The sequence below is a fragment of the Bradyrhizobium murdochi genome (genome assembly GCF_000472965.1).
Lineage (GTDB): Bacteria > Pseudomonadota > Alphaproteobacteria > Rhizobiales > Xanthobacteraceae > Bradyrhizobium > Bradyrhizobium murdochi.
This window is the reverse complement of the sequence record NZ_KI421483.1, coordinates 17,293-35,187: the sequence shown is the minus strand read 5'-3', so window position 1 is coordinate 35,187 and position 17,895 is coordinate 17,293. Positions and strand designations below refer to the sequence as shown.

General features: G+C 63.3%; 17 protein-coding genes. 12 read left to right on the top strand and 5 right to left on the bottom strand.

Annotated features, from left to right (window positions below):
* Positions 1 to 96: 96 nt before the first annotated feature.
* The gene (locus tag YUO_RS0137840) at positions 97 to 1,269 is read right to left on the bottom strand and encodes an acetyl-CoA C-acetyltransferase (RefSeq protein WP_028351746.1); all 1,173 of its coding nucleotides are present in this window, start codon (positions 1,267 to 1,269) and stop codon (positions 97 to 99) included.
* 147 nt (positions 1,270 to 1,416) lie between these two features.
* On the opposite strand from YUO_RS0137840, the gene YUO_RS0137835 reads away from it, so the two are divergent.
* The 8 genes from YUO_RS0137835 to YUO_RS0137800 all read left to right on the top strand — a co-directional run bounded on the left by YUO_RS0137835 (position 1,417) and on the right by YUO_RS0137800 (position 10,637).
* Positions 1,417 to 2,082, top strand: a complete 666-nt coding sequence (locus YUO_RS0137835) for a TetR family transcriptional regulator (RefSeq protein ID WP_028351745.1) — start codon at positions 1,417 to 1,419, stop codon at positions 2,080 to 2,082.
* A gap of 86 nt (positions 2,083 to 2,168) precedes the next feature.
* Positions 2,169 to 2,927, top strand: a complete 759-nt coding sequence (locus tag YUO_RS0137830) for an SDR family NAD(P)-dependent oxidoreductase (protein WP_028351744.1) — start codon at positions 2,169 to 2,171, stop codon at positions 2,925 to 2,927.
* A 187-nt stretch (positions 2,928 to 3,114) separates the two neighbouring features.
* Positions 3,115 to 3,921 carry an enoyl-CoA hydratase/isomerase family protein gene (locus tag YUO_RS0137825; protein WP_028351743.1) on the top strand — a complete coding sequence of 269 codons (807 nt, stop codon included), beginning with the start codon at positions 3,115 to 3,117 and terminating at the stop codon, positions 3,919 to 3,921.
* A gap of 41 nt (positions 3,922 to 3,962) precedes the next feature.
* Positions 3,963 to 5,834, top strand: a complete 1,872-nt coding sequence (locus tag YUO_RS0137820; protein WP_028351742.1) for an AMP-binding protein — start codon at positions 3,963 to 3,965, stop codon at positions 5,832 to 5,834.
* 129 nt (positions 5,835 to 5,963) lie between these two features.
* Positions 5,964 to 7,091: an acyl-CoA dehydrogenase family protein gene (locus YUO_RS0137815; RefSeq protein WP_028351741.1), complete on the top strand. Its 1,128-nt coding sequence runs from the start codon at positions 5,964 to 5,966 to the stop codon at positions 7,089 to 7,091.
* 120 nt (positions 7,092 to 7,211) lie between these two features.
* Entirely contained in the window at positions 7,212 to 8,459 is a 1,248-nt protein-coding gene (locus YUO_RS0137810) for an acyl-CoA dehydrogenase (protein ID WP_028351740.1), read from the top strand.
* A gap of 108 nt (positions 8,460 to 8,567) precedes the next feature.
* On the top strand, positions 8,568 to 9,815 hold the full coding sequence (locus YUO_RS0137805; protein WP_028351739.1) for an acyl-CoA dehydrogenase: 1,248 nt from the start codon (positions 8,568 to 8,570) through the stop codon (positions 9,813 to 9,815).
* A 108-nt stretch (positions 9,816 to 9,923) separates the two neighbouring features.
* Positions 9,924 to 10,637: a nitroreductase gene (locus YUO_RS0137800; protein WP_035728607.1), complete on the top strand. Its 714-nt coding sequence runs from the start codon at positions 9,924 to 9,926 to the stop codon at positions 10,635 to 10,637.
* A gap of 140 nt (positions 10,638 to 10,777) precedes the next feature.
* Here YUO_RS0137800 and YUO_RS0137795 read toward each other — a convergent pair whose 3' ends face one another.
* The 3 genes from YUO_RS0137795 to YUO_RS43415 form a co-directional block, all read right to left on the bottom strand.
* Positions 10,778 to 12,412, bottom strand: coding sequence for an ankyrin repeat domain-containing protein (locus YUO_RS0137795; RefSeq protein ID WP_028351737.1), 1,635 nt, complete (start codon positions 12,410 to 12,412; stop codon positions 10,778 to 10,780).
* 234 nt (positions 12,413 to 12,646) lie between these two features.
* Complete coding sequence (locus YUO_RS0137790) at positions 12,647 to 12,907, bottom strand: hypothetical protein (protein ID WP_028351736.1); 261 nt, start codon at positions 12,905 to 12,907, stop codon at positions 12,647 to 12,649.
* A gap of 102 nt (positions 12,908 to 13,009) precedes the next feature.
* Positions 13,010 to 14,038 carry a helix-turn-helix transcriptional regulator gene (locus tag YUO_RS43415; protein WP_035728605.1) on the bottom strand — a complete coding sequence of 343 codons (1,029 nt, stop codon included), beginning with the start codon at positions 14,036 to 14,038 and terminating at the stop codon, positions 13,010 to 13,012.
* A gap of 86 nt (positions 14,039 to 14,124) precedes the next feature.
* On the opposite strand from YUO_RS43415, the gene YUO_RS0137780 reads away from it, so the two are divergent.
* Both YUO_RS0137780 and YUO_RS0137775 read left to right on the top strand, forming a co-directional pair.
* Positions 14,125 to 14,766, top strand: a complete 642-nt coding sequence (locus YUO_RS0137780) for a glutathione S-transferase family protein (protein WP_028351735.1) — start codon at positions 14,125 to 14,127, stop codon at positions 14,764 to 14,766.
* A gap of 26 nt (positions 14,767 to 14,792) precedes the next feature.
* Entirely contained in the window at positions 14,793 to 15,227 is a 435-nt protein-coding gene (locus YUO_RS0137775; RefSeq protein WP_028351734.1) for a DUF6157 family protein, read from the top strand.
* A gap of 9 nt (positions 15,228 to 15,236) precedes the next feature.
* Here YUO_RS0137775 and YUO_RS0137770 read toward each other — a convergent pair whose 3' ends face one another.
* On the bottom strand, positions 15,237 to 16,013 hold the full coding sequence (locus YUO_RS0137770) for an enoyl-CoA hydratase/isomerase family protein (RefSeq protein ID WP_035728603.1): 777 nt from the start codon (positions 16,011 to 16,013) through the stop codon (positions 15,237 to 15,239).
* A 261-nt stretch (positions 16,014 to 16,274) separates the two neighbouring features.
* Between YUO_RS0137770 and YUO_RS0137765 the strand changes: the two genes are divergently transcribed.
* Together YUO_RS0137765 and YUO_RS0137760 are read left to right on the top strand one after the other, a co-directional pair.
* Entirely contained in the window at positions 16,275 to 16,940 is a 666-nt protein-coding gene (locus tag YUO_RS0137765; protein WP_028351732.1) for a Crp/Fnr family transcriptional regulator, read from the top strand.
* Between the two features lie 17 nt (positions 16,941 to 16,957).
* The gene (locus YUO_RS0137760; protein WP_035728599.1) at positions 16,958 to 17,821 is read left to right on the top strand and encodes a DUF6537 domain-containing protein; all 864 of its coding nucleotides are present in this window, start codon (positions 16,958 to 16,960) and stop codon (positions 17,819 to 17,821) included.
* Positions 17,822 to 17,895: the final 74 nt, after the last annotated feature.

Below are 17,895 nucleotides of genomic sequence, written 5' to 3'. Positions count from 1 at the left end.
CCTCAAAGCGCGAATGGCGAGTAGCGAATGGCGAATAGGGAAAGCAGATAGCCCTGCCCACTCACCATTCGCTACTCGCCATTCGCTATTCGCAGCTTACAGCCTTTCCACGATCGTCACGTTGGCCATGCCGCCGCCTTCGCACATGGTCTGCAGGCCGTAGCGCTTGTTGTTCTGCTTCAGCGCATTGACCAGCGTGGTCATAAGCTTGGTGCCGGAGCCGCCGAGCGGATGGCCGAGCGCGATCGCGCCGCCATTGACGTTGAGCCTGTCCGTATCGGCGCCCGTCGTCTTCAGCCACGCCACCGGCACGGCCGCGAAGGCTTCGTTGACCTCGAACAGGTCGATGTCATTGATCGACATGCCGGCCTTTTCCAGCGCCCGCTTGGTGGCGTGCAGCGGTGCATCCAGCATGATCACGGGATCGCCGCCCATCATGGTCATGTGATGGATGCGCGCCAGCGGCTTCACGCCGAGCGACTTCAGGCCCTTCTCGTTGACCACCAGCACGCCGGAGGCGCCGTCGCAAATCTGGCTGGCGCTGGCGGCGGTGTGCTTGCCGTTCTCGGCGATCAGCTTGACGCCCCGGATGCCGTCGAGGCTGGCGTCGAAGCGGATGCCTTCGTCGATATGGTGGGTGTCAGTCGAGTTGTCGGCGCGGGTAATCTGCAGCGGAACGATTTCATCCCTGAACTTGCCGGCTTGCGTCGCGGCAATCGCGCGCTGATGGCTGTTGTAGGAGTACTCGTCGAGCTGGTCCTTGGAGAGCCCGTACTTCTCCGCCATCATTTCCGCGCCGGTGAACTGGCTGAACACGATGTTCGGATATTTCGCCTCGATACCCGGGCTCTTGTAATGACCAAAGCCGTTCTTGGCCGGCAGCGACGAAGCAAGCCCCATCGGCACCCGCGTCATCGATTCCACGCCGGCGGCGATCACGATGTCCATCGAGCCGGCCATCACCGCCTGCGCCGCAAAGTGCAGCGCCTGCTGCGACGAGCCACACTGCCGGTCGACCGAGGTGGCGGGCACGCTCTCAGGCAGCTTCGAGGCCATCACCGCGTTGCGCGCAACGTTGTTGGATTGCTCGCCGGCCTGCATCACGCAGCCCATGATCACGTCCTCGATCTGGGCCGGGTCGACGCCAGTGCGGTCGACCAGCGAATTGAGCACGGAAGCGGCGAGATCGGCCGGGTGCCAGCCTGCGAGACGTCCGCCCTTGCGGCCACCGGCAGTGCGTGCGGCGGCGACGATATAGGCCTCGGCCATGTCTGTTCTCCCTGAATGTTGTTTGTGGCTTGGAAAGATGGGCCGGATTTAAGGGTGGCTGCGGGATTTAGTCAATCAATCAATTAACTCTTGAGTGCAGCCGCGGCATGCGCTTATGTGCGGCCAGATTTTCGCCTCTCAGCAGTGATGGGATCACCGTTGAATACCAGCGTACCGACCAGGCTCCCGAGCGGCAAAAATACCACCGCCGAGAAGCTGCTTGTGGCGGCGAGCGAGCTAATGATCGAGCGCGCCTCGATCGAGGTGTCGCTGTCCGACATCGCACAGAAGTCGGGCGTCAACGCCGCGCTGGTGAAATACCACTTTGGGAACAAGGACGGGCTGTTACTGGCGCTTCTGGCCCGTGACGCCGCGACCGAGATGTCGCAGCTCGAATATCTAATCAGCCAGCCGATCTCGCCGACGGCAAAGCTTCGCCTGCATATCGGCGGCATCATCCGCGCCTATCACCAGTTCCCCTACATGAACCGGCTGATCCACTATCTCCTGCACGAGAGCAGTCCGGAAGCCGCCGACGAAGTCTCGCAATTCTTTGTCGCGCCCTTGCTCGACTTTCACCGCCGCCTGCTCGCCGAAGGCATCAAGGCCGGCGAGTTCCGCAAGGTCGATCCGGTCATGTTTTACACCAGCCTGATCGGCGCCTGCGATCACCTGTTCTTCGGCCGCCACGCGATGTCGCGCGCGACCGGGGTCGGTCCGGTCACCGACGAAGTCTGCCGCGAATACATCAAGCACATGGAAGCGCTGATCTGCGGCGGCATGTTGAACGGGCGAATAGCGAGTAGCGAGTAGCGAATGGGCCGTCATTCCATTCGCTACTCCCTATTCGCCATTCGCCATCTAGAGAAGAAACGCCAAAGGAAGGAAAGGTTGTTACCATGCAGTTGAAAGACGTTGCCGTTCTCATCACCGGCGGTGGCTCCGGCTTAGGGGCAGCGACCGCCCGCGCCATGGCCGCGAAGGGCGCCAAGATCGGCGTGCTCGATCAGAACAAGGAGAATGCCGAGAAGGTCGCGGCCGAAGTGAAGGGCGTAGCCCTTCATGCCGACGTCACCAGCGAGGAGCAGATGAAGGCGGCGATCGCCAAGGCGGAATCCGCTCATGGTGTCGCGCGCGTGCTGATGAACTGCGCCGGCATCGGCGGCTCGCAGCGCGTGGTCGGCAAGGACGGCGTCTATCCCTTGGAAAAGTTCGTCCGCATCATCAACGTCAATCTGATCGGCACCTTCAACGCGCTGCGATTGTTCGCCGAGCGGCTCGCCACCGCGGCCCCCGTCGGCGAGGAGCGCGGCGTCGTCATCAACACCGCATCCGTTGCGGCCTATGAAGGCCAGATCGGCCAGATCGCCTATTCCGCCTCGAAGGGCGGCATCGTCGGCCTCACTTTGCCGGCGGCGCGCGACCTCGCCAGCCTGAAGATCCGCGTCAACACGATCGCCCCCGGCATCTTCTTCACGCCGCTGCTGATGGGCCTGAACGAGGAAGCCCGCAAGAGCCTTGGCGCCCAGGTGCCGCATCCGGCCCGCCTCGGCGAGCCGGACGAATACGGCGCGCTCGCCGTACACATCGTCGAGAACGCGATGCTCAACGGCGAGACCATCCGCCTCGACGGCGCCATCCGCATGGCGCCGCGGTAAGGGGGCTCTCTTCCCTTCTCCCCTTGTGGGAGAAGGTGGCTTCGCGAAGCGAAGACGGATGAGGGGTTCTCTCCGGCTGGCAACCCTCACCGAATCGAATGCACGGCTGATGCCGGTGTAGCCCTCTCCCACAAGGGGAGAGGGCGCAGCAATGAGCGCCGCAGTCCGCGGATGCAGGGAGCGTTCGATGACTCAACCGCTGCTGATCGAACATCGTGACGGGGGCGATTGGGTCACGCTCAATCGCCCGGACAGTCTCAACGCGCTCGATCCCTCGCTGATCGACGCGCTCAATGGCTATTTCGAAGGACTGCAGCGCAATCGCTCGACCCGCGTCGTGGTGCTGAAGGGCGCAGGCGCATCGTTCTGCGCCGGGCTCGATCTCAAACACGCTATGAAGCGCCGCGCCGGGCAGCAGGAGCCGCCTGGTGTCACCGAGTCCCTAGATTCGCAACGCCGCATCGCCGACATCGTGATGTTGATGCGGCGCTGCCCGCAGCCGATCATCGCGCTGATTCAGGGCGCGGCCGCCGGCGGCGGTTTTGCGCTGGCGCTCGCCGCCGATATCCGGATTGCCACCAAATCCGCGCGGATGAACTGCGCCTTCATCAAGCTCGGTCTTGGCGGCTGCGACATCGGCACCTCCTATTTCCTGCCGCGCCTGGTCGGCGTCTCCGTTGCTTCCGAGTTGATCCTCACCGGCCGTTTCATCAGCGCCGAGCGGGCGCTGGCCGTCGGCCTCGTCTCAGAGGTCGTCGAGGAAGGAGAGCTTGATGCGGCGGCCGAGCCTTACGTCGAGGCGATGATGACGGCCTCGCCGGTCGGCCTAAGGCTGTCGAAGGAATGCCTCAACATGAGCGTCGATGCCGGCTCGATCGAAGCCGTGATCGCGATGGAAGACCGCAATCAGGTGTTGTGCAGCCGCTCGGAAGATTTCAACGAAGGCATCAGGGCCTTCCTTGAGAAACGAAAGCCTGTCTATATCAGGCGATGACGACAAGATCCGCAAAGGACAAGAATTCCGGGAGACGCAATATGAGTGGGAGTGCAGCAAAGGTGCTGACAAAGCCGGCCTTCCGCAAGATCGAATGGCTGCCGCGCGACATCGCGGTCGAGCGTCGTCCCGATGGCGTCATCATCCTGAAGTCGCGCATTCCGCTGCAGCCCTACGAGAAGCACATTCCGGCGTCGCTTTCGAAATGGGCGAAGCAAGATCCCGAACGGATCTGGCTCGCGCAGCGCGGCGGCGCTGAGCGGCAATGGCGGAAAGTCTCCTACGGCGAAGCCAAGCGTGTCGTCGACGGACTGACGCAGGGCCTGCTCAACCTTGGCCTCGAAGCAGGCCGCCCCGTCGCGATCCTCTCGGGTAACTCCATCGAGCACGCGCTGATGACACAGGCCGCGATGCAGGCCCGTTTGCCGGCCGCGCCGGTGTCGCCGGCCTATTCGCTGATGAGCCAGGATCATCTCAAGCTCAAATATCTCTTCGGCCTGATCAAGCCTGCGGTGGTGATGGTGCAGGACGGTCCGACCTTTGAGAAGGCGCTCAGGGCGATCGACCTGGCCGGCGTCACTGTGGTTCACGTCGCGCGACCCTGCGAAGGTATCAAGAGCGTGTCGTTTGCCGAACTCGCGGCAACGCCGGCTACCAAGGATGTCGAAGACTCGATCTCGCAAATCACGCCGAAAACCGTCGGCAAGCTCTTGTTCACCTCGGGCTCAACCGGCATGCCGAAGGCCGTCATCAATACGCAGGAGATGATGTGCGCCAACGCGGCGATGATGATGCAGGTGCGCCCGCGCGACCCGAACGGGCCGGTTTCCACCTATCTCGACTGGATGCCCTGGAATCACACCATGGGCGGCAATGCGCTGTTCAACCCGGCGCTGATCGACGGCGGCACGCTCTACATCGACGACGGCCGCCCGATGCCCGGCCAGTTCGACGAGACCATCCGCAACTTGCACGAGATATCGCCGACCTATTACGCCAACGTCCCCGCCGGCTATGCCGCGCTCGCCGCTGCGATGGAGAAGGACGACGCGCTGTGCCGCAGCTTCTTCAAGAACCTGACCGTGATGGCCTATGGCGGCGCGCGGCTGCCGGACGATCTTTACGACCGTATGCAGGCGCTGGCGGTGAAGACCACCGGCGAGCGCATCGTGTTCTACACCGGCTGGGGCTCGACCGAGACCGCGCCGACCTCGACCGGCACCTATTGGGACACCGAGCGCGTCGGCCTGATCGGCCTGCCGTTTCCCGGCGTCGACCTGAAGATGGTGCCGTGCGGCTCCAAGTACGAATTGCGCCTGCGCGGCATCAACGTCACGCCGGGCTATTTCGGCCAGTCTGAATTGACGAAGAAGATGTTCGACGAGGAAGGTTTTTACTGCATCGGCGACGCCGGCGTGTTCGTCGATGACAAGGATCCGCTGCAGGGCATCATCTTTGCCGGGCGCGTGGTCGAAGACTTCAAGCTCACGACCGGCACCTTCGTCCATGTCGGCTCATTGCGCACCGACGCCATCGCGGCCGCGACGCCGGTGGTGCATGACGCGCTGGTCACGGGGCAGGATCGTCCGTTCATCGGACTTTTGGCCTGGCCCAATCTGCACGCCTGCCGGCAGATCGTGGGGAATCCCGATGCGACGTTCGAAGAGGTGGTCAAGCATCCCCAGGTGATCGCCCGCCTGAAGCGTGGCTTGGAAGCGCATAATGCTTCTGCTACCGGCAGCAGCATGCGGATTGTGCGGGCCATGCTGATGGCCGAGCCGCCCTCGATCGACGGCAACGAACTCACCGACAAGGGCTACATCAACCAGCGCGCCGGCCTCGAACGCCGCGCCGCGCTGGTGGAGAAGCTCTACGCCGACAAGCCGGGAGACGACGTGATTGTGCTGCAATGAGAATCCTCTCCCATCCGTCATTCCGGGGCGCGCGAAGCGCGAACCCGGAATCCAGAAGTTTCTTACATCGAGATTCCGGGTTCGATGCTGCGCATCGCCCCGGAATGACAGCAAGTAAAGGTAGCCGCCATGAACTTCGATTTCTCCGACGAACAAAAACAAATGCGCGACGCGGCGCGGAAATTTCTCGCCGAAAAATGCCCGCCGAAGGCCGTGCGCGAGGTGCTCGACGGCAAGGCGCCGTATGACAAGGAATTGTGGAAGGGACTTGCCGAGATGGGATTCCTCGGCGTCGCGATCCCCGAAGAGTTCGGTGGCGCAGGCGCGGGCCATCTCGAGCTTTGCGTGATCGCGGAAGAAATGGGCCGCGCGAATGCGCCGGTGCCGTTCTCCTCCACGGTCTATCTCGCCGCCGAGGCGCTGCTGCTGGCTGGCTCCGATGCGCAGAAGCAGAAATGGCTGCCGAAGATCGCTTCCGGTGAGGCGATCGGCACGCTGGCGCTGTTCGAAGGCAAGGGCAATCCGTCACCGAAGGCGATCAAGCTGCAGGCTTCCGGCGGCACGCTCAACGGCGTGAAGAGGCCGGTGCCGGATGGCGCGATTGCCGATTTTGCGGTCGTTGCCGCGCGTACCGGTTCAACCGGTCGCGATTCCGATATCTCGCTGTTCCTGGTCGACCTCAAGGCCGGCGGCGTCGAGGCGAAGCCGTTGACCAATATCGATCCGACCCGCGGGCAAGCCGAGCTCACCTTCACGAAAGCGAAGGCCGAACCGCTGGGAGCGGCCGGCGACGGCTGGAGCATCCTCACGCAAGTGCTCGACCGCGCCGCCGTGCTGCTGGCGTTCGAGCAGGTCGGCGGCTCCGATCGCGCGCTGGAAATGGGCCGCGACTACGCGCTCGACCGTATCGCGTTCGGCCGGCCGATCGGCTCGTTCCAGGCAGTGAAGCACATGCTCGCCGACATGTACGTCTCGGCGACGCTGGCGCGCTCGAATTGCTATTACGGCGCCTGGGCGCTCTCGACCAACGCCGCGGAGTTGCCGGAAGCCGCCGCTGCTGCGCGCATCAGCGCGACGCAGGCGTTCCAGCACTGCTCCAAGAACAACATCCAGGTTCACGGCGGCATGGGTTTCACCTGGGAGTTCGACTGCCACATGTACTACCGCCGCGCCAACGCGTCAGCGCTGACGCTCGGCAGCCTGTCGTACTGGGAAGATCAGTTGATCGACCGCATGCGCAAGAAGAACGCGGCGTAAAGGCACCTGTAGGATGGGTAGAGCGAAGCGAAACCCATCATCACACCGGCCAAGAAAGAGATGGGTATCGCTTCGCTACACCCATCCTACGAAGCCGGAACGCGATCGAGGATTGAGAACATGAACTTCGACGACACCCCGCAGGAAGCCGCGTTCCGCGCTGAAGCCCGCGCGTGGATACAAGCCAACGCGCCGAAGCAATATGAGGAGGAACTTCGAAAGTCCTCGCTCGGCCGCACCGTGCTGAAGGGCGCCAACATTCTCGAGGTCGCAAAGGCCTGGCAGAAGAAGAAGGCCGAAGCTGGGTGGGCCTGCCTGCACTGGCCGAAGGAGTATGGCGGCCGCGGCGCCTCGCCGATCGAGCGGGTGATCTGGCAGCAGGAAGAGGGACCGTTCGGCAAACTCTCCGGCATGTTCATCATAGGCCACGGCATGTGCGGCCCGACCATGATGGCCTATGCCGGCGAGGAGCAGAAGCGAAAGTATCTGCCTCCGCTCGCTTCCGGCGAGAAGATCTGGTGTCAGTTGTTCTCTGAACCTGCCGGCGGCTCCGACGTCGCAGGGCTTCGCACCCGTGCCGAGAAGAAGGGCGACGACTGGATCATCAACGGCCAGAAGATCTGGACCTCGGGCGCGCATTATTCCGATTACGGCATTCTGCTGACGCGCACCGATCCCAACGTGCCCAAGCACAAGGGCCTGACGATGTTCTTCCTCGACATGAAGAGCCCCGGCGTCGAGGTGCGGCCGATCAAGCAGGCCAGCGGCCAGTCCGACTTCAACGAGGTCTATTTTACCGATGTGAAGATCCCGGACTCGCAGCGGCTTGGCGCCGTCAATGATGGCTGGAACGTCTCGCTGACCACGCTGATGAACGAGCGCATGTCGATCGGCGCCGGTGTCGCGACCGGATTCCCGGAACTGTTCGAGTTCTGCAACAGCCTGATGCTGGAAGACGGCCCCGCAATCGAGGATCGCAGCGTTCGTTCAAGGCTTGCAAACTACGCGGTGAAGGCCAGTGGCCTCCGATACACCAGCATGCGCGCGATCTCGGCGCTCTCGAAGGGCGAGCGTCCGGGCCCGGAGAATTCGATCGGCAAGCTGGTGGCGGGATCGATGGTCCAGGAAGTCGCGATGTACGCGCTCGACCTGCAGGGCGCCGCCGGCGTGCTGAGCGGGCCGGAAGACGCCGAAGTTGCCAGCAAATTCCAGGCGATGCTGCTGCGCGCGCCGGGCACCCGCGTCGAAGGCGGTACCGACGAGATCATGCGCAACATCATCGCCGAACGCGTGCTTGGCTTGCCCGGCGACATCCGGATCGACAAGGACGTGCCGTTCAATCAGATTCCGACCAAGGGAAGAGCTTAAACGAGTTTGTAGGGTGGGCAACGCGCAAGCGTTGCCCACCGCATCACACTCAGATGGTGGGCTCGCTTCGCTTAGCCCACCCTACGCAGAACAAAAAAGGAAGCCGCCATGAACTTCGACGACACCCCGCAGGAAGCGGAATTTCGAGCCACGGCTCGCAAATGGATCGACGCCAACGCGCCGAAGCAATATGAGGCGGAGCTTTCAAAATCCTCGCTCGGCCGCATCCGGCTGGAAAAGGAAGATATCGTCGATGTCGGCAAGGCCTGGCAAAAGAAGAAGGCCGAGGGCGGCTGGGCCTGCCTGCACTGGCCGAAGGAATATGGCGGCCGCGGCGCCAGCCCGATCGAGAAGGTGATCTGGCAGCAGGAAGAGGGCGTCTACGGCAAGCTGACGCAGCCGTTCCAGATCGGCGAGGGCATGTGCGGCCCGACGGTGATGGCGTTCGGCAGCGAGGAGCACAAGCGCCACTATCTGCCGAAGCTCGCTTCCGGCGAACACATCTGGTGTCAGCTCTTCTCCGAACCCGCCGGCGGCTCGGACGTCGCGGGGCTTCGCACGCGCGCGGAAAAGCAGGGCGACAACTGGATCGTCAACGGCCAGAAGATCTGGACCTCAGGCGCGCACTACTCCGACTACGGCCTCTTGATCACGCGCACCGACCCCAACGTGCCCAAGCACAAGGGCCTGACGATGTTCTTCCTCGACATGAAGAGCAAGGGCGTCGAGGTGCGGCCGATCAAGCAGGCCAACGGCATGCAGGAGTTCAACGAGGTATATTTCACCGATGTGGTGATCCCGGACAGCCAACGGCTCGGCGCGGTCGGCGACGGCTGGAACGTGTCGCTGACCACGTTGATGAACGAGCGGATGTCGATCGGTTCGCGCCTTGCGACGGGCTTCCCCGAGATGTTCGAGTTCTGCTCCAACCTGATGACCGATGACGGGCTTGCGATCGACGATCCCGCGACGCGCTCGAAACTCGCGAACTGGGCGGTGAAGGCGAGCGGGCTGAAATACACCAGCTATCGCGCGATTTCGTCGCTGTCGAAGGGCGAGCGGCCGGGCCCGGAAAACTCGATCGGCAAGCTGGTGTCGGGTTCGATGCTGCAGGATATCGCGACCTATGCGATGGATCTGCAGGGCGCGGCCGGCGCGCTCACCGGCGCGGATGAGGAAATGGCGCGCGGTCAGTTCCAGCAGATGCTGTTGTCCTCGCCCTCGATGCGCATTGCCGGCGGCACCGACGAGATCCTGCGCAACATCATCGCCGAGCGCGTGCTCGGCCTGCCCGGCGATATCAGAGTCGACAAGGACGTGCCGTTCAACAAGATCCCGACCAAGGGGCGAGGCTAGCCGTCATTCCGGGGCGCCGCGAAGCGGCGAACCCGGAATCCAGAGGTTTCGTATCGAGATTCCGGGTTCGCGCTGCGCGCGCCCCGGAATGACGGAAGAGGAAGCGCCATGGACGCGAAAACGTCGAATGCTCATTATATGACTGCGGACCGCATCGACGTGCTCGAAGACCTCCTGAACGAGCGCTACTCCGTGCGCGCGTTCCTGCCGCAGGACGTGCCGCGCGAGACCATCGAGCATATCCTAAGGGTCTCGCAGCGCACGGCGTCGTGGTGCAACAGCCAGCCCTGGCAGGTGCTGATCGCCAGCGGCGAGGCCAAGGAGACATTTCGCAAGGCGATCTATGCTGAGGCCGCCTCCGGCGCGAAAGACGATCATGATTTCACGCCGCCGCGCGAATATCTCGGCGTCTATCTCGAGCGCCGCCGCGAGAGCGGTTTTCAGCTCTACAACACGCTCGGCATCGCCAGAGGCGACAAGATGGCCTACGCCAAACAGGCGCTGGAGAACTACAATTTCTTCGGCGCCCCACATGTCGCTGTTATCCACACCGATGAGCCGCTCGGCATCTATGGCGCGGTCGATTGCGGCGCCTATGTCTCGAATTTCATGCTGGCGGCGCAGGCGCTCGGCCTCGGCACCATTCCGCAGGCAGCATTGGCGCGGCATTCCGGATTGATCCGGCGTCACTTCAATCTGGCGGACGACCGCCGCGTGGTCTGCGGCATTTCCTTCGGCTACGCCGACCACGCCCACAAGGTCAACAGCTACCGCACCTCGCGGGCGAGTGTGGCCGACACGGTGACGTTCGTGGAGGAGTAGATCCTTCTCCCCTTGTGGGAGAAGGTGGCGCGAAGCGCCGGATGAGGGGTATGTCTCCGCGGAGAGAACCCCTCACCCGTCTCGAATGAGCTTCGCTCATTCGATCCACCCTCTCCCACAAGGGGAGAGGGAGTGAACCCTCAAACGTTCAGCAGCAACAGCACTTCGGCGACTTCGTCCGAAAACCGCTTCTTGATTCCCGCGACCATCACCCAGTCGGGATCATCAGGTATCGCCGTTGCGCCCGGCATGCCGTGATCGCGCAAAGCGCGTGCGCAGCCGAGCCAGTCGCCGCCCTCGACCGGTTCGTTGCAGGAGGCCCAACCCAGCGTGCCGCAGGCGTTGTCGCCGTGGCCGTGCTGCTCGGTCCAATCAGCGCCGTGTTCAAGCAGGAAGCGCGTCAGCGCGGCATCGCCGCGGAACACCGCGAGGTTGAGCGCGGATGCATCCCAGTCGCCGCCGCGCACCGCGATCGGCCAGCCGAGCCTGACCATCAGCTTGACGACGTCATCGGCGCCGGCCGCGGCCATGTCAGGCAGTAATCGCAACTGTGCCGGCGACAACGAGGCCGGCAGGTCGGGCCGCCGCGAGCGGATCGCTCGCGCCTCGGTTTCGTCGCCGCGCGCACATGCGGCGACGAAGCGCTCTTCGTCGGAGATATCAGGTTCGCCCTCGCGCAGCAGGGATGCGACCTCGGAGAGTCCGAACTGCAGCGCCAGCCTGTAGGGACTGATGCCGTCACCGGTTGGCCGCAACCGGTCGGCGCCAGCCTCCAGCAATGCCTTCACATGGCGGGGGCGCCGGCGGTAGATCGCCCATGCCAAAGGCGAGCCCCAATCGGTCAGCGGCTTGTTCCGCGCCGGCTCGTTCGAATCGCCGCCATGCTGCAGCAACAGTTTTAGCGCGGTATCGTCTTCGAGATCGATCGAGCGGTAGATTGCGTTGCTCTCTGCAATCCGCGCGCCGTGCTCCAGCAATAGCTGCGTGCACGCCGGATTCTCCAATGAATGATAAAGCGATTCGCCGTCATTCGGATCTGCTCCCGCTTCGAGCAGCAATTTGGTCAGCGCCGGATCATGGTTGCTGCCGGCCGCGCCATAAAGCGTCGAGAGCGGATAGCGTCGGTCAGGCTCGTTCAGCGATCCAGGCGGCCAGCGGCTGTAGATGTGCTGGTTGACGTCGGCGCCTGCCGCTATGAGCGATCGCGCGCTTGCGTGCAGGCGTTCGCGAAATTCTTCCACATGCAGCAGGCTCGAATGCGCGACCGCGAACAGCGGCGGCAATCGCAGCGGGCCGCCGGGACGGTTGATCCAGGCCGGATCGGCCTGTGTCGCTCGCTGCAGTGCGCTTTCGTCGCCGGTCGCGCAGGCGAGATAAGGATCGCCCGCGACGAGTTCGGGATCATCGGCCAGGATGCGCAGCGCGACGCGCGGGTTGGCGCGGTTAGCCGCGCCGCTGACGTCGCCGGAATAGAGAAGCTGGGTCCAGTGCAGGACGCGGACCGTGCGTTCGTTGCGCGCTGCCATCTGCACTTCGACGTATTGTTTCAGGTCGGGCCAGGAAGCAAAGCCGTGCTCGCGCGCGAGGCATGATTGCGCGTCGTGCAGGCGAAGTTCGAGGGATACAATATCGCCATCGCTGCGGCCGGCCGCCGCCGGCAGCGCATGCCGAAACCTCGCCATCGCCGCCGGGTCGCGGCTTCGATACAGGCGGATCAATTCCTTGGCTTGCTTCTTCAGATGATCGAGATTCAATCGATCGGGAGACCGGTTCATCAGACACCTCCGTGCATGACATCACCGACGGCCCGCAATACCGGCTGCACAAAGGCTCTAAGATGTCGCTCGAAAGCTGCAAGTGGGTTCAACCCTTCCCGCGGGCCCGGGCGCGGCTTGCACCGCAGGCGCCACAGTATGGCTGCAGCGGGCGGGGGTCAACGGATCAGGCGCGCAGAAAAACCCCGGCCGCGTGGCGAGCGGCCGGGATCTTTCTTAGCAACGCTGGTTCGATCAGTAGGCGCAGACGTTCACGGTGCGCAGGCGCATGCCACGGCGGGTTTCGACCCAGCGCTGTTGCAGGCAGCCATTGAAACCGGTGTCGACATAGACGCCGCCGAAGCCGACGCCGATGGCAGGACCCCAGCCGTAGCCATGGCCCCAATGATGGCCCCAGTGATGGCCGTGATAGAAGCCGCCGGCGGAAGCGGGCGCTGCAGCGGCAATGGTCAGCGAGGCGACGGCAATCAGTCCGAGGATAACCTTGCGAAACATACTCATTTTCTCCAGTTGCTTGGCACGAGGCCTTGTTGCGTCCCTGCCCATCAGTCGGATCAGGCGCAGCTTGCGTTCACGTGCGAAGGGGAGAATCGTGTTTCAGGAGTGTTTCGTGAGACGAGATTTCCGGGCACCCTTTCGATCAGGATGTGCGCTCCGCACCGTCTGATAGCGGGCGGCCATGGCTTGTGTGAGCTCGGCCATCTTGTCGCGCAGCTCGGCTGGTGCCAGCACCTCGGCCTCCGCGCCGAGGCGCAGCAGTTCGGCAGCGGCATGCCACACCGTTTTCCCGATCGGCACGACGGCAATCCGCCAGCCGGCCGCATCAGCAGTCTCCTCGATACGGGTACGCGTCCTCACATAGGGCTGGCTCAAGGCGTCGAGCAGTTTTACGCCAAGCGGCGATAGCCGGACGGTGGCGGAGTCCGGATGCATCTCGGTTTCGAGCCGAAGCGTTGCGGCTTGCCAATAGGCAGCGAGATCGAAATTGGCAGGCCGGACGAAACACTCATCCAGAACGTTGCAATCCAGAACGCGCGCGACGCGATAGGTGCGCACGCTGCCGTCGACGTGTCCGGCGAGATACCAGCTTCCGCCCTTCAGCACGAGCCCGAGCGGCGCGACGCGGCGGCGCTTCTCGGCCCTCCAGCTCTGGTAGCGGATTTCGATCAGGCACTCGCGCAGCAGCGCGTCGGCAATCGCACGCAGATGTTTGGGCTGCTCGGCCTCGCCGAACCAGCCTGGGGCATCGAGATGAAAGCGCTCCTGCATCCGGCCGGCATTCGGGCGCAGATTGGCCGGCAGCGCCGCCATCAGCTTGGTCTGCGCCGCCATCATCGCGGCGTCGAGGCCAAGCGCGGCTGCGGGCCCTGGCAGTCCCGTCATGAACAGCGCCTCGGCCTCCGGTTGTGACAGGCCATTCAGCCGCACGCGATAGCCGTCGAGCAGGCGATAGCCGCCTTCCGCGCCGCGCTCGGCATAGATGGGGATGCCGGCGGCGGCGAGCGCATCGATGTCGCGATAGATGGTGCGCACCGAAACTTCGCAGGTATCAGCGAGTTCAGGCGCGGTGACCTGTCCCCGCGCCTGCAAGGTGGTGAGGATGGAAAGCAACCGGCTTGCGCGCATGGGCCCTCTTAAACCATACCTGACACAAGATGTCAGGTATGGCCGGGCATAGAAGGGTACCCGTGGGGCCGAAAAGGAGACTGCCAATGACCAGCAAGGACCGCATCACCCTTTATTACTCGCCGCAGAGCCGCGCGACCGGCACGCGGGTGCTGCTGGAGGAATTGGGGGCGCCTTACGATCTTCATGCCCTGAACATGAAGGTGGGCGAGCAGCGCCAGCCGGCCTATCTCGCCATCAATCCGCTGGGCAAGGTGCCGTTGATCCGCCACGGCGACGCGCTGGTGACCGAACAGGTCGCCATCTACATCTATCTCGCCGACCTGTTTCCGGAAGCCGGGCTGACGCCCGCGCTCGACGATCCCAGGCGTGGCCCGTATCTGCGCTGGATCGCCTATTATGGTTCGTCCTTCGAGCCAGCTCTGATCGACAAGTTCATGAAGCACGAACCGACGCCGCCGGCGCAATCGCCCTATTCCGACTACGACTCCATGCTGGGCGTCCTGGAGACGCAGCTTTCCAGGGGGCCTTATCTGCTCGGGGACCGCATGACGGCTGCCGATATTCTCTGGGGCGTCGCGTTCAATTGGACGATGATGTTCGGCCTCGTGCCCGAAAAGGACGTGTTCAAGGCCTATGCCGAGCGCATTACGTCGCGGCCCGCCTTCCAGCGGATCAGCGCCGCCGATGATGCCATGGCGGCGGAGCACGCCGCGGCTTGCGGGTGAGTGGCGCGACGAGGTTTGATCGCTGGATGACAAAGACAGTTCACACCACCAACTGCTTCAACACCTTCATCCAGGTCGCGGAGGATTGTCCCGCGCGTACCGGCAAGGAACCGCCGGCCCGCGCGGGCAATCCGACGGTTGCCGGGCTGCAGTACAAGATGATTGCGGAAGCGCCCTACAAATACACGTCCGACGACGTGATATTCGCGACATCCGCCCGCGGCCGGCAGCTCGGTGCCAAGGCGACGAAGCAGGAGCTAAGCCTTGCCCGCGAGGAATTCTTCTCAAAAGGGCAGGCGTGCCTGAGAGCGTCAGGCCTCGGCAAGCGCTTCGGCTGGGGCGTGCACGCCGATGTCGAGGGGCGCGTCGCGATCTATGCGGTCGACAGCAAGCGCTACCAGGCGCTTGCGTGCGATCCTGCTATCCAGCAGGTCCGAGCGATGCGTACCAGGCGTGCCTGAACTTTTCGCTCAAAATTTCGGTGGCCGCTTTTCCGCGAATGCCTCGATGCCTTCCTTGATCTCGGCGCTGCGCATGCTCTCGCGGTGGCGGCGGTCGGCAGCCTCTTCGTCAAGTTTGCCGCGGGCGAATTCGTTGATGGCGCGCTTCATGCCGCGCATCGCCAGCGGCGCGTTGCCGGCCAGGATAGCAGCGAGACGATCCACCTCCTCGTCCAGCATCGCCACCGGCACCATGGCGGTGAGGTAACCGATCCGGAGCATTTCCGGTGCCGTAATCTTCTGCGCGGTGAGAAACAGCATCTTTGCATTGTCGACGCCGAGCCGCGAGACGTAGCGCTTAATTCCGCTCTTGTAGTAGTGCAGGCCGAGCCGCGCCGCCGGCATGAACATTTCGGCCGTATCGACCCCGATACGGAAATCGCAGGCCAGCGCGAGGTCGGTCGCGCCTCCATAGACGCCGCCATTGAGCCGGCAGATCGTCGGCACGCCGAGGTCCTCCAGCCGACCGACCACTGCTTCGAATGCCGATCCCGCGCTCGGCTGTTCCTTCTCGCTGATCGCTCGGTCCGCGACCGAATTGAGATCATAACCGGCGCTGAACGCGCGGCCGGTGCCGGTCAGCACCAGCACGCGGATCGCCGGATCGGCCTCGATCCGGTCGAACAGTTTCATGAGTTCGCCGAGGTCCTCGCTCTGCAGCCGGTTCAGATGATTCGGCCGGTTGAGGCGGATGGTGGCGCGCGGGCCGCTGATCTCAAGGACTGGTGCGCTCGCCGCTTCGGACATTCTGTTCTCCATTATTCTTTTGTCTGTCTTGGCACGCCGTCGGGCCGGGAGGACCGTCAAATGCCTTGTCAAAACCCGGGCCGCGGCCGGCACTGTCCAGCAAGCGCCATTGCGGTGAATTTTACCCCGGAAAGGTGAGAATCCCGACAAATAGTCGCGTTTTCCTCGTATACCAAAGCAAGCCCGCGGACATTACGATAGCGGGCACGGCAACAGTAACGCGAATTAGATCACTCCCTGAAGAAAATTGGTTGGCCTCCAATGGATACGTCTCATCTGGCACAACACGCGGGAACGGCCGGTGCGCTATTTGCCACGATCTTCGTCGTTGCCACCACGACGATGAAGACCATGATCCCCTTGCGGGTTTTCGGCATTCTCGCCAACGTCATCCTGATCATCACCGCAATTCCCGCCCGAAACTACCTGGTCATGGTGGTGCAGTTGATCATGCTGCTGGTTAATTCCTATCGGCTGCACCAGATGTTGCAGTTGGTGCGCGACGTCAAAAAATCCGTCAACAGCGACCTGTCGATGGAATGGTTGAAGCCGTTCATGACCGAGCGCCAATGCCAGGCCGGCGAAATCCTGTTCTATAAGGATGAGAAGGCCGAGGACATGCTCTATATCGTCAGCGGCAAGTTCAAGCTGGTCGAATCCGGCATCGTGCTACCGGTAGGCGCCATCGTTGGCGAGCTCGGTATGCTGTCGCCGTCGAACATGCGAACCCAGACGCTGGAATGCGTCGAATCCGGCCTCATCCTCAGCGTCAGTTACACCAAGGTTGAGGAGCTCTACGTGCAGAACCCGGCCTTCGGCTTCTATTTCCTGCGGCTGTCGAGTGCCCGGCTGTTTCAGAATATTGAAACGCTTGAGCGGCGACTGGCACAGCAGTCTGCGCCGGCAGCCGAGCCGAAACCCGCGTAGAGGCCGGAGCCCAAGGAGTGTCAGACCGCGGTATTCTGTCGTCGTTGCGTTATCTCTTCGCCGATTTCATCGGCGACGATGACGACGAGCCGCCATTCCTGCCCGAAGGACTGCCGGAGTCGGTGATGGCGGTGGCGAGCGAGGCCATCCATCTCCTCATCGACTATCAGGGCCCGGGCTACGCCCGCCTCTATGTCGACCGGCTGCGGCGGTTCATCGGCAAACGAGGCGTCGACGACGTGATGCTCGGCGAAATAGCGCGGCTGATGGCGGTGCGCATGAGCTATCAGGACCCGATCCGGATCGCGCAGATCAAGCTCGCCGAACTGCACGGCCCGCCCGGTGTGTTGGCCGGGTCCGTCGAGGTCAAAAAATTCCGGCTTGAAGAGCTGATCGGCGCGCTTCCCGCCGTCATCGCCGAATACCTGCTTGATGCGCTGGAGTGGGTGGGATGGACGCACAAGCGCGTCTCGATCCGCTTTAGTACGGCAAGTCGCTTTGGCATTCGCCGCCTCAAGATCGAGGCGGGGCTGCGGCGATGGCGGCTGCTTTCGGTGCGTTATGCCAAGGAGCGGGTCTGGGTCGAGCGCTGGCTGCACATGATCGACCGCAGCCTGACCAAACAGCCCCAGGCCGCGCCCACGATCATCCAGACCGCGACCATGATCGAGGGCTATGGCGACGTCTATCGGCAGGGCATGGCGGACTGGAACGCGATCATCGACGGGCTTGCCAAGCCGACCTTCGATGGCGTGCTGGCCTTGTCAGATCTTGCCGGCGCGATAGTCGAAGCGCGCGCCGCCGCGTTGCCTGACCCGCGGCAGACCGCGCTCAAGCGCAAGATCGCCGAGATAAGGGCACGGGTGTCCGTTAACGTGTAGGGTGGGCGAAGGAGCGTGAGCGACGTGCCCACCATCTATCCATGCGCGAGGTCCTGACGGTGGGCACGTCGCTA

Bases quoted from the DNA above. Each gene is read 5' to 3' on its own strand.
- YUO_RS0137820 (WP_028351742.1), top strand. From the start codon at position 3,963: ATGAGTGGGAGTGCAGCAAAGGTGCTGACAAAGCCGGCCTTCCGCAAG.
- YUO_RS0137790 (WP_028351736.1), bottom strand. From the start codon at position 12,907: ATGTTTCGCAAGGTTATCCTCGGACTGATTGCCGTCGCCTCGCTGACC.
- YUO_RS0137795 (WP_028351737.1), bottom strand. From the start codon at position 12,412: ATGAACCGGTCTCCCGATCGATTGAATCTCGATCATCTGAAGAAGCAA.
- YUO_RS0137840 (WP_028351746.1), bottom strand. From the start codon at position 1,269: ATGGCCGAGGCCTATATCGTCGCCGCCGCACGCACTGCCGGTGGCCGC.
- YUO_RS0137780 (WP_028351735.1), top strand. From the start codon at position 14,125: ATGACCAGCAAGGACCGCATCACCCTTTATTACTCGCCGCAGAGCCGC.
- YUO_RS0137830 (WP_028351744.1), top strand. From the start codon at position 2,169: ATGCAGTTGAAAGACGTTGCCGTTCTCATCACCGGCGGTGGCTCCGGC.
- YUO_RS0137765 (WP_028351732.1), top strand. From the start codon at position 16,275: ATGGATACGTCTCATCTGGCACAACACGCGGGAACGGCCGGTGCGCTA.
- YUO_RS0137825 (WP_028351743.1), top strand. From the start codon at position 3,115: ATGACTCAACCGCTGCTGATCGAACATCGTGACGGGGGCGATTGGGTC.
- YUO_RS43415 (WP_035728605.1), bottom strand. From the start codon at position 14,038: ATGCGCGCAAGCCGGTTGCTTTCCATCCTCACCACCTTGCAGGCGCGG.
- YUO_RS0137775 (WP_028351734.1), top strand. From the start codon at position 14,793: ATGACAAAGACAGTTCACACCACCAACTGCTTCAACACCTTCATCCAG.
- YUO_RS0137835 (WP_028351745.1), top strand. From the start codon at position 1,417: ATGGGATCACCGTTGAATACCAGCGTACCGACCAGGCTCCCGAGCGGC.
- YUO_RS0137800 (WP_035728607.1), top strand. From the start codon at position 9,924: ATGGACGCGAAAACGTCGAATGCTCATTATATGACTGCGGACCGCATC.
- YUO_RS0137810 (WP_028351740.1), top strand. From the start codon at position 7,212: ATGAACTTCGACGACACCCCGCAGGAAGCCGCGTTCCGCGCTGAAGCC.
- YUO_RS0137770 (WP_035728603.1), bottom strand. From the start codon at position 16,013: ATGTCCGAAGCGGCGAGCGCACCAGTCCTTGAGATCAGCGGCCCGCGC.
- YUO_RS0137815 (WP_028351741.1), top strand. From the start codon at position 5,964: ATGAACTTCGATTTCTCCGACGAACAAAAACAAATGCGCGACGCGGCG.
- YUO_RS0137805 (WP_028351739.1), top strand. From the start codon at position 8,568: ATGAACTTCGACGACACCCCGCAGGAAGCGGAATTTCGAGCCACGGCT.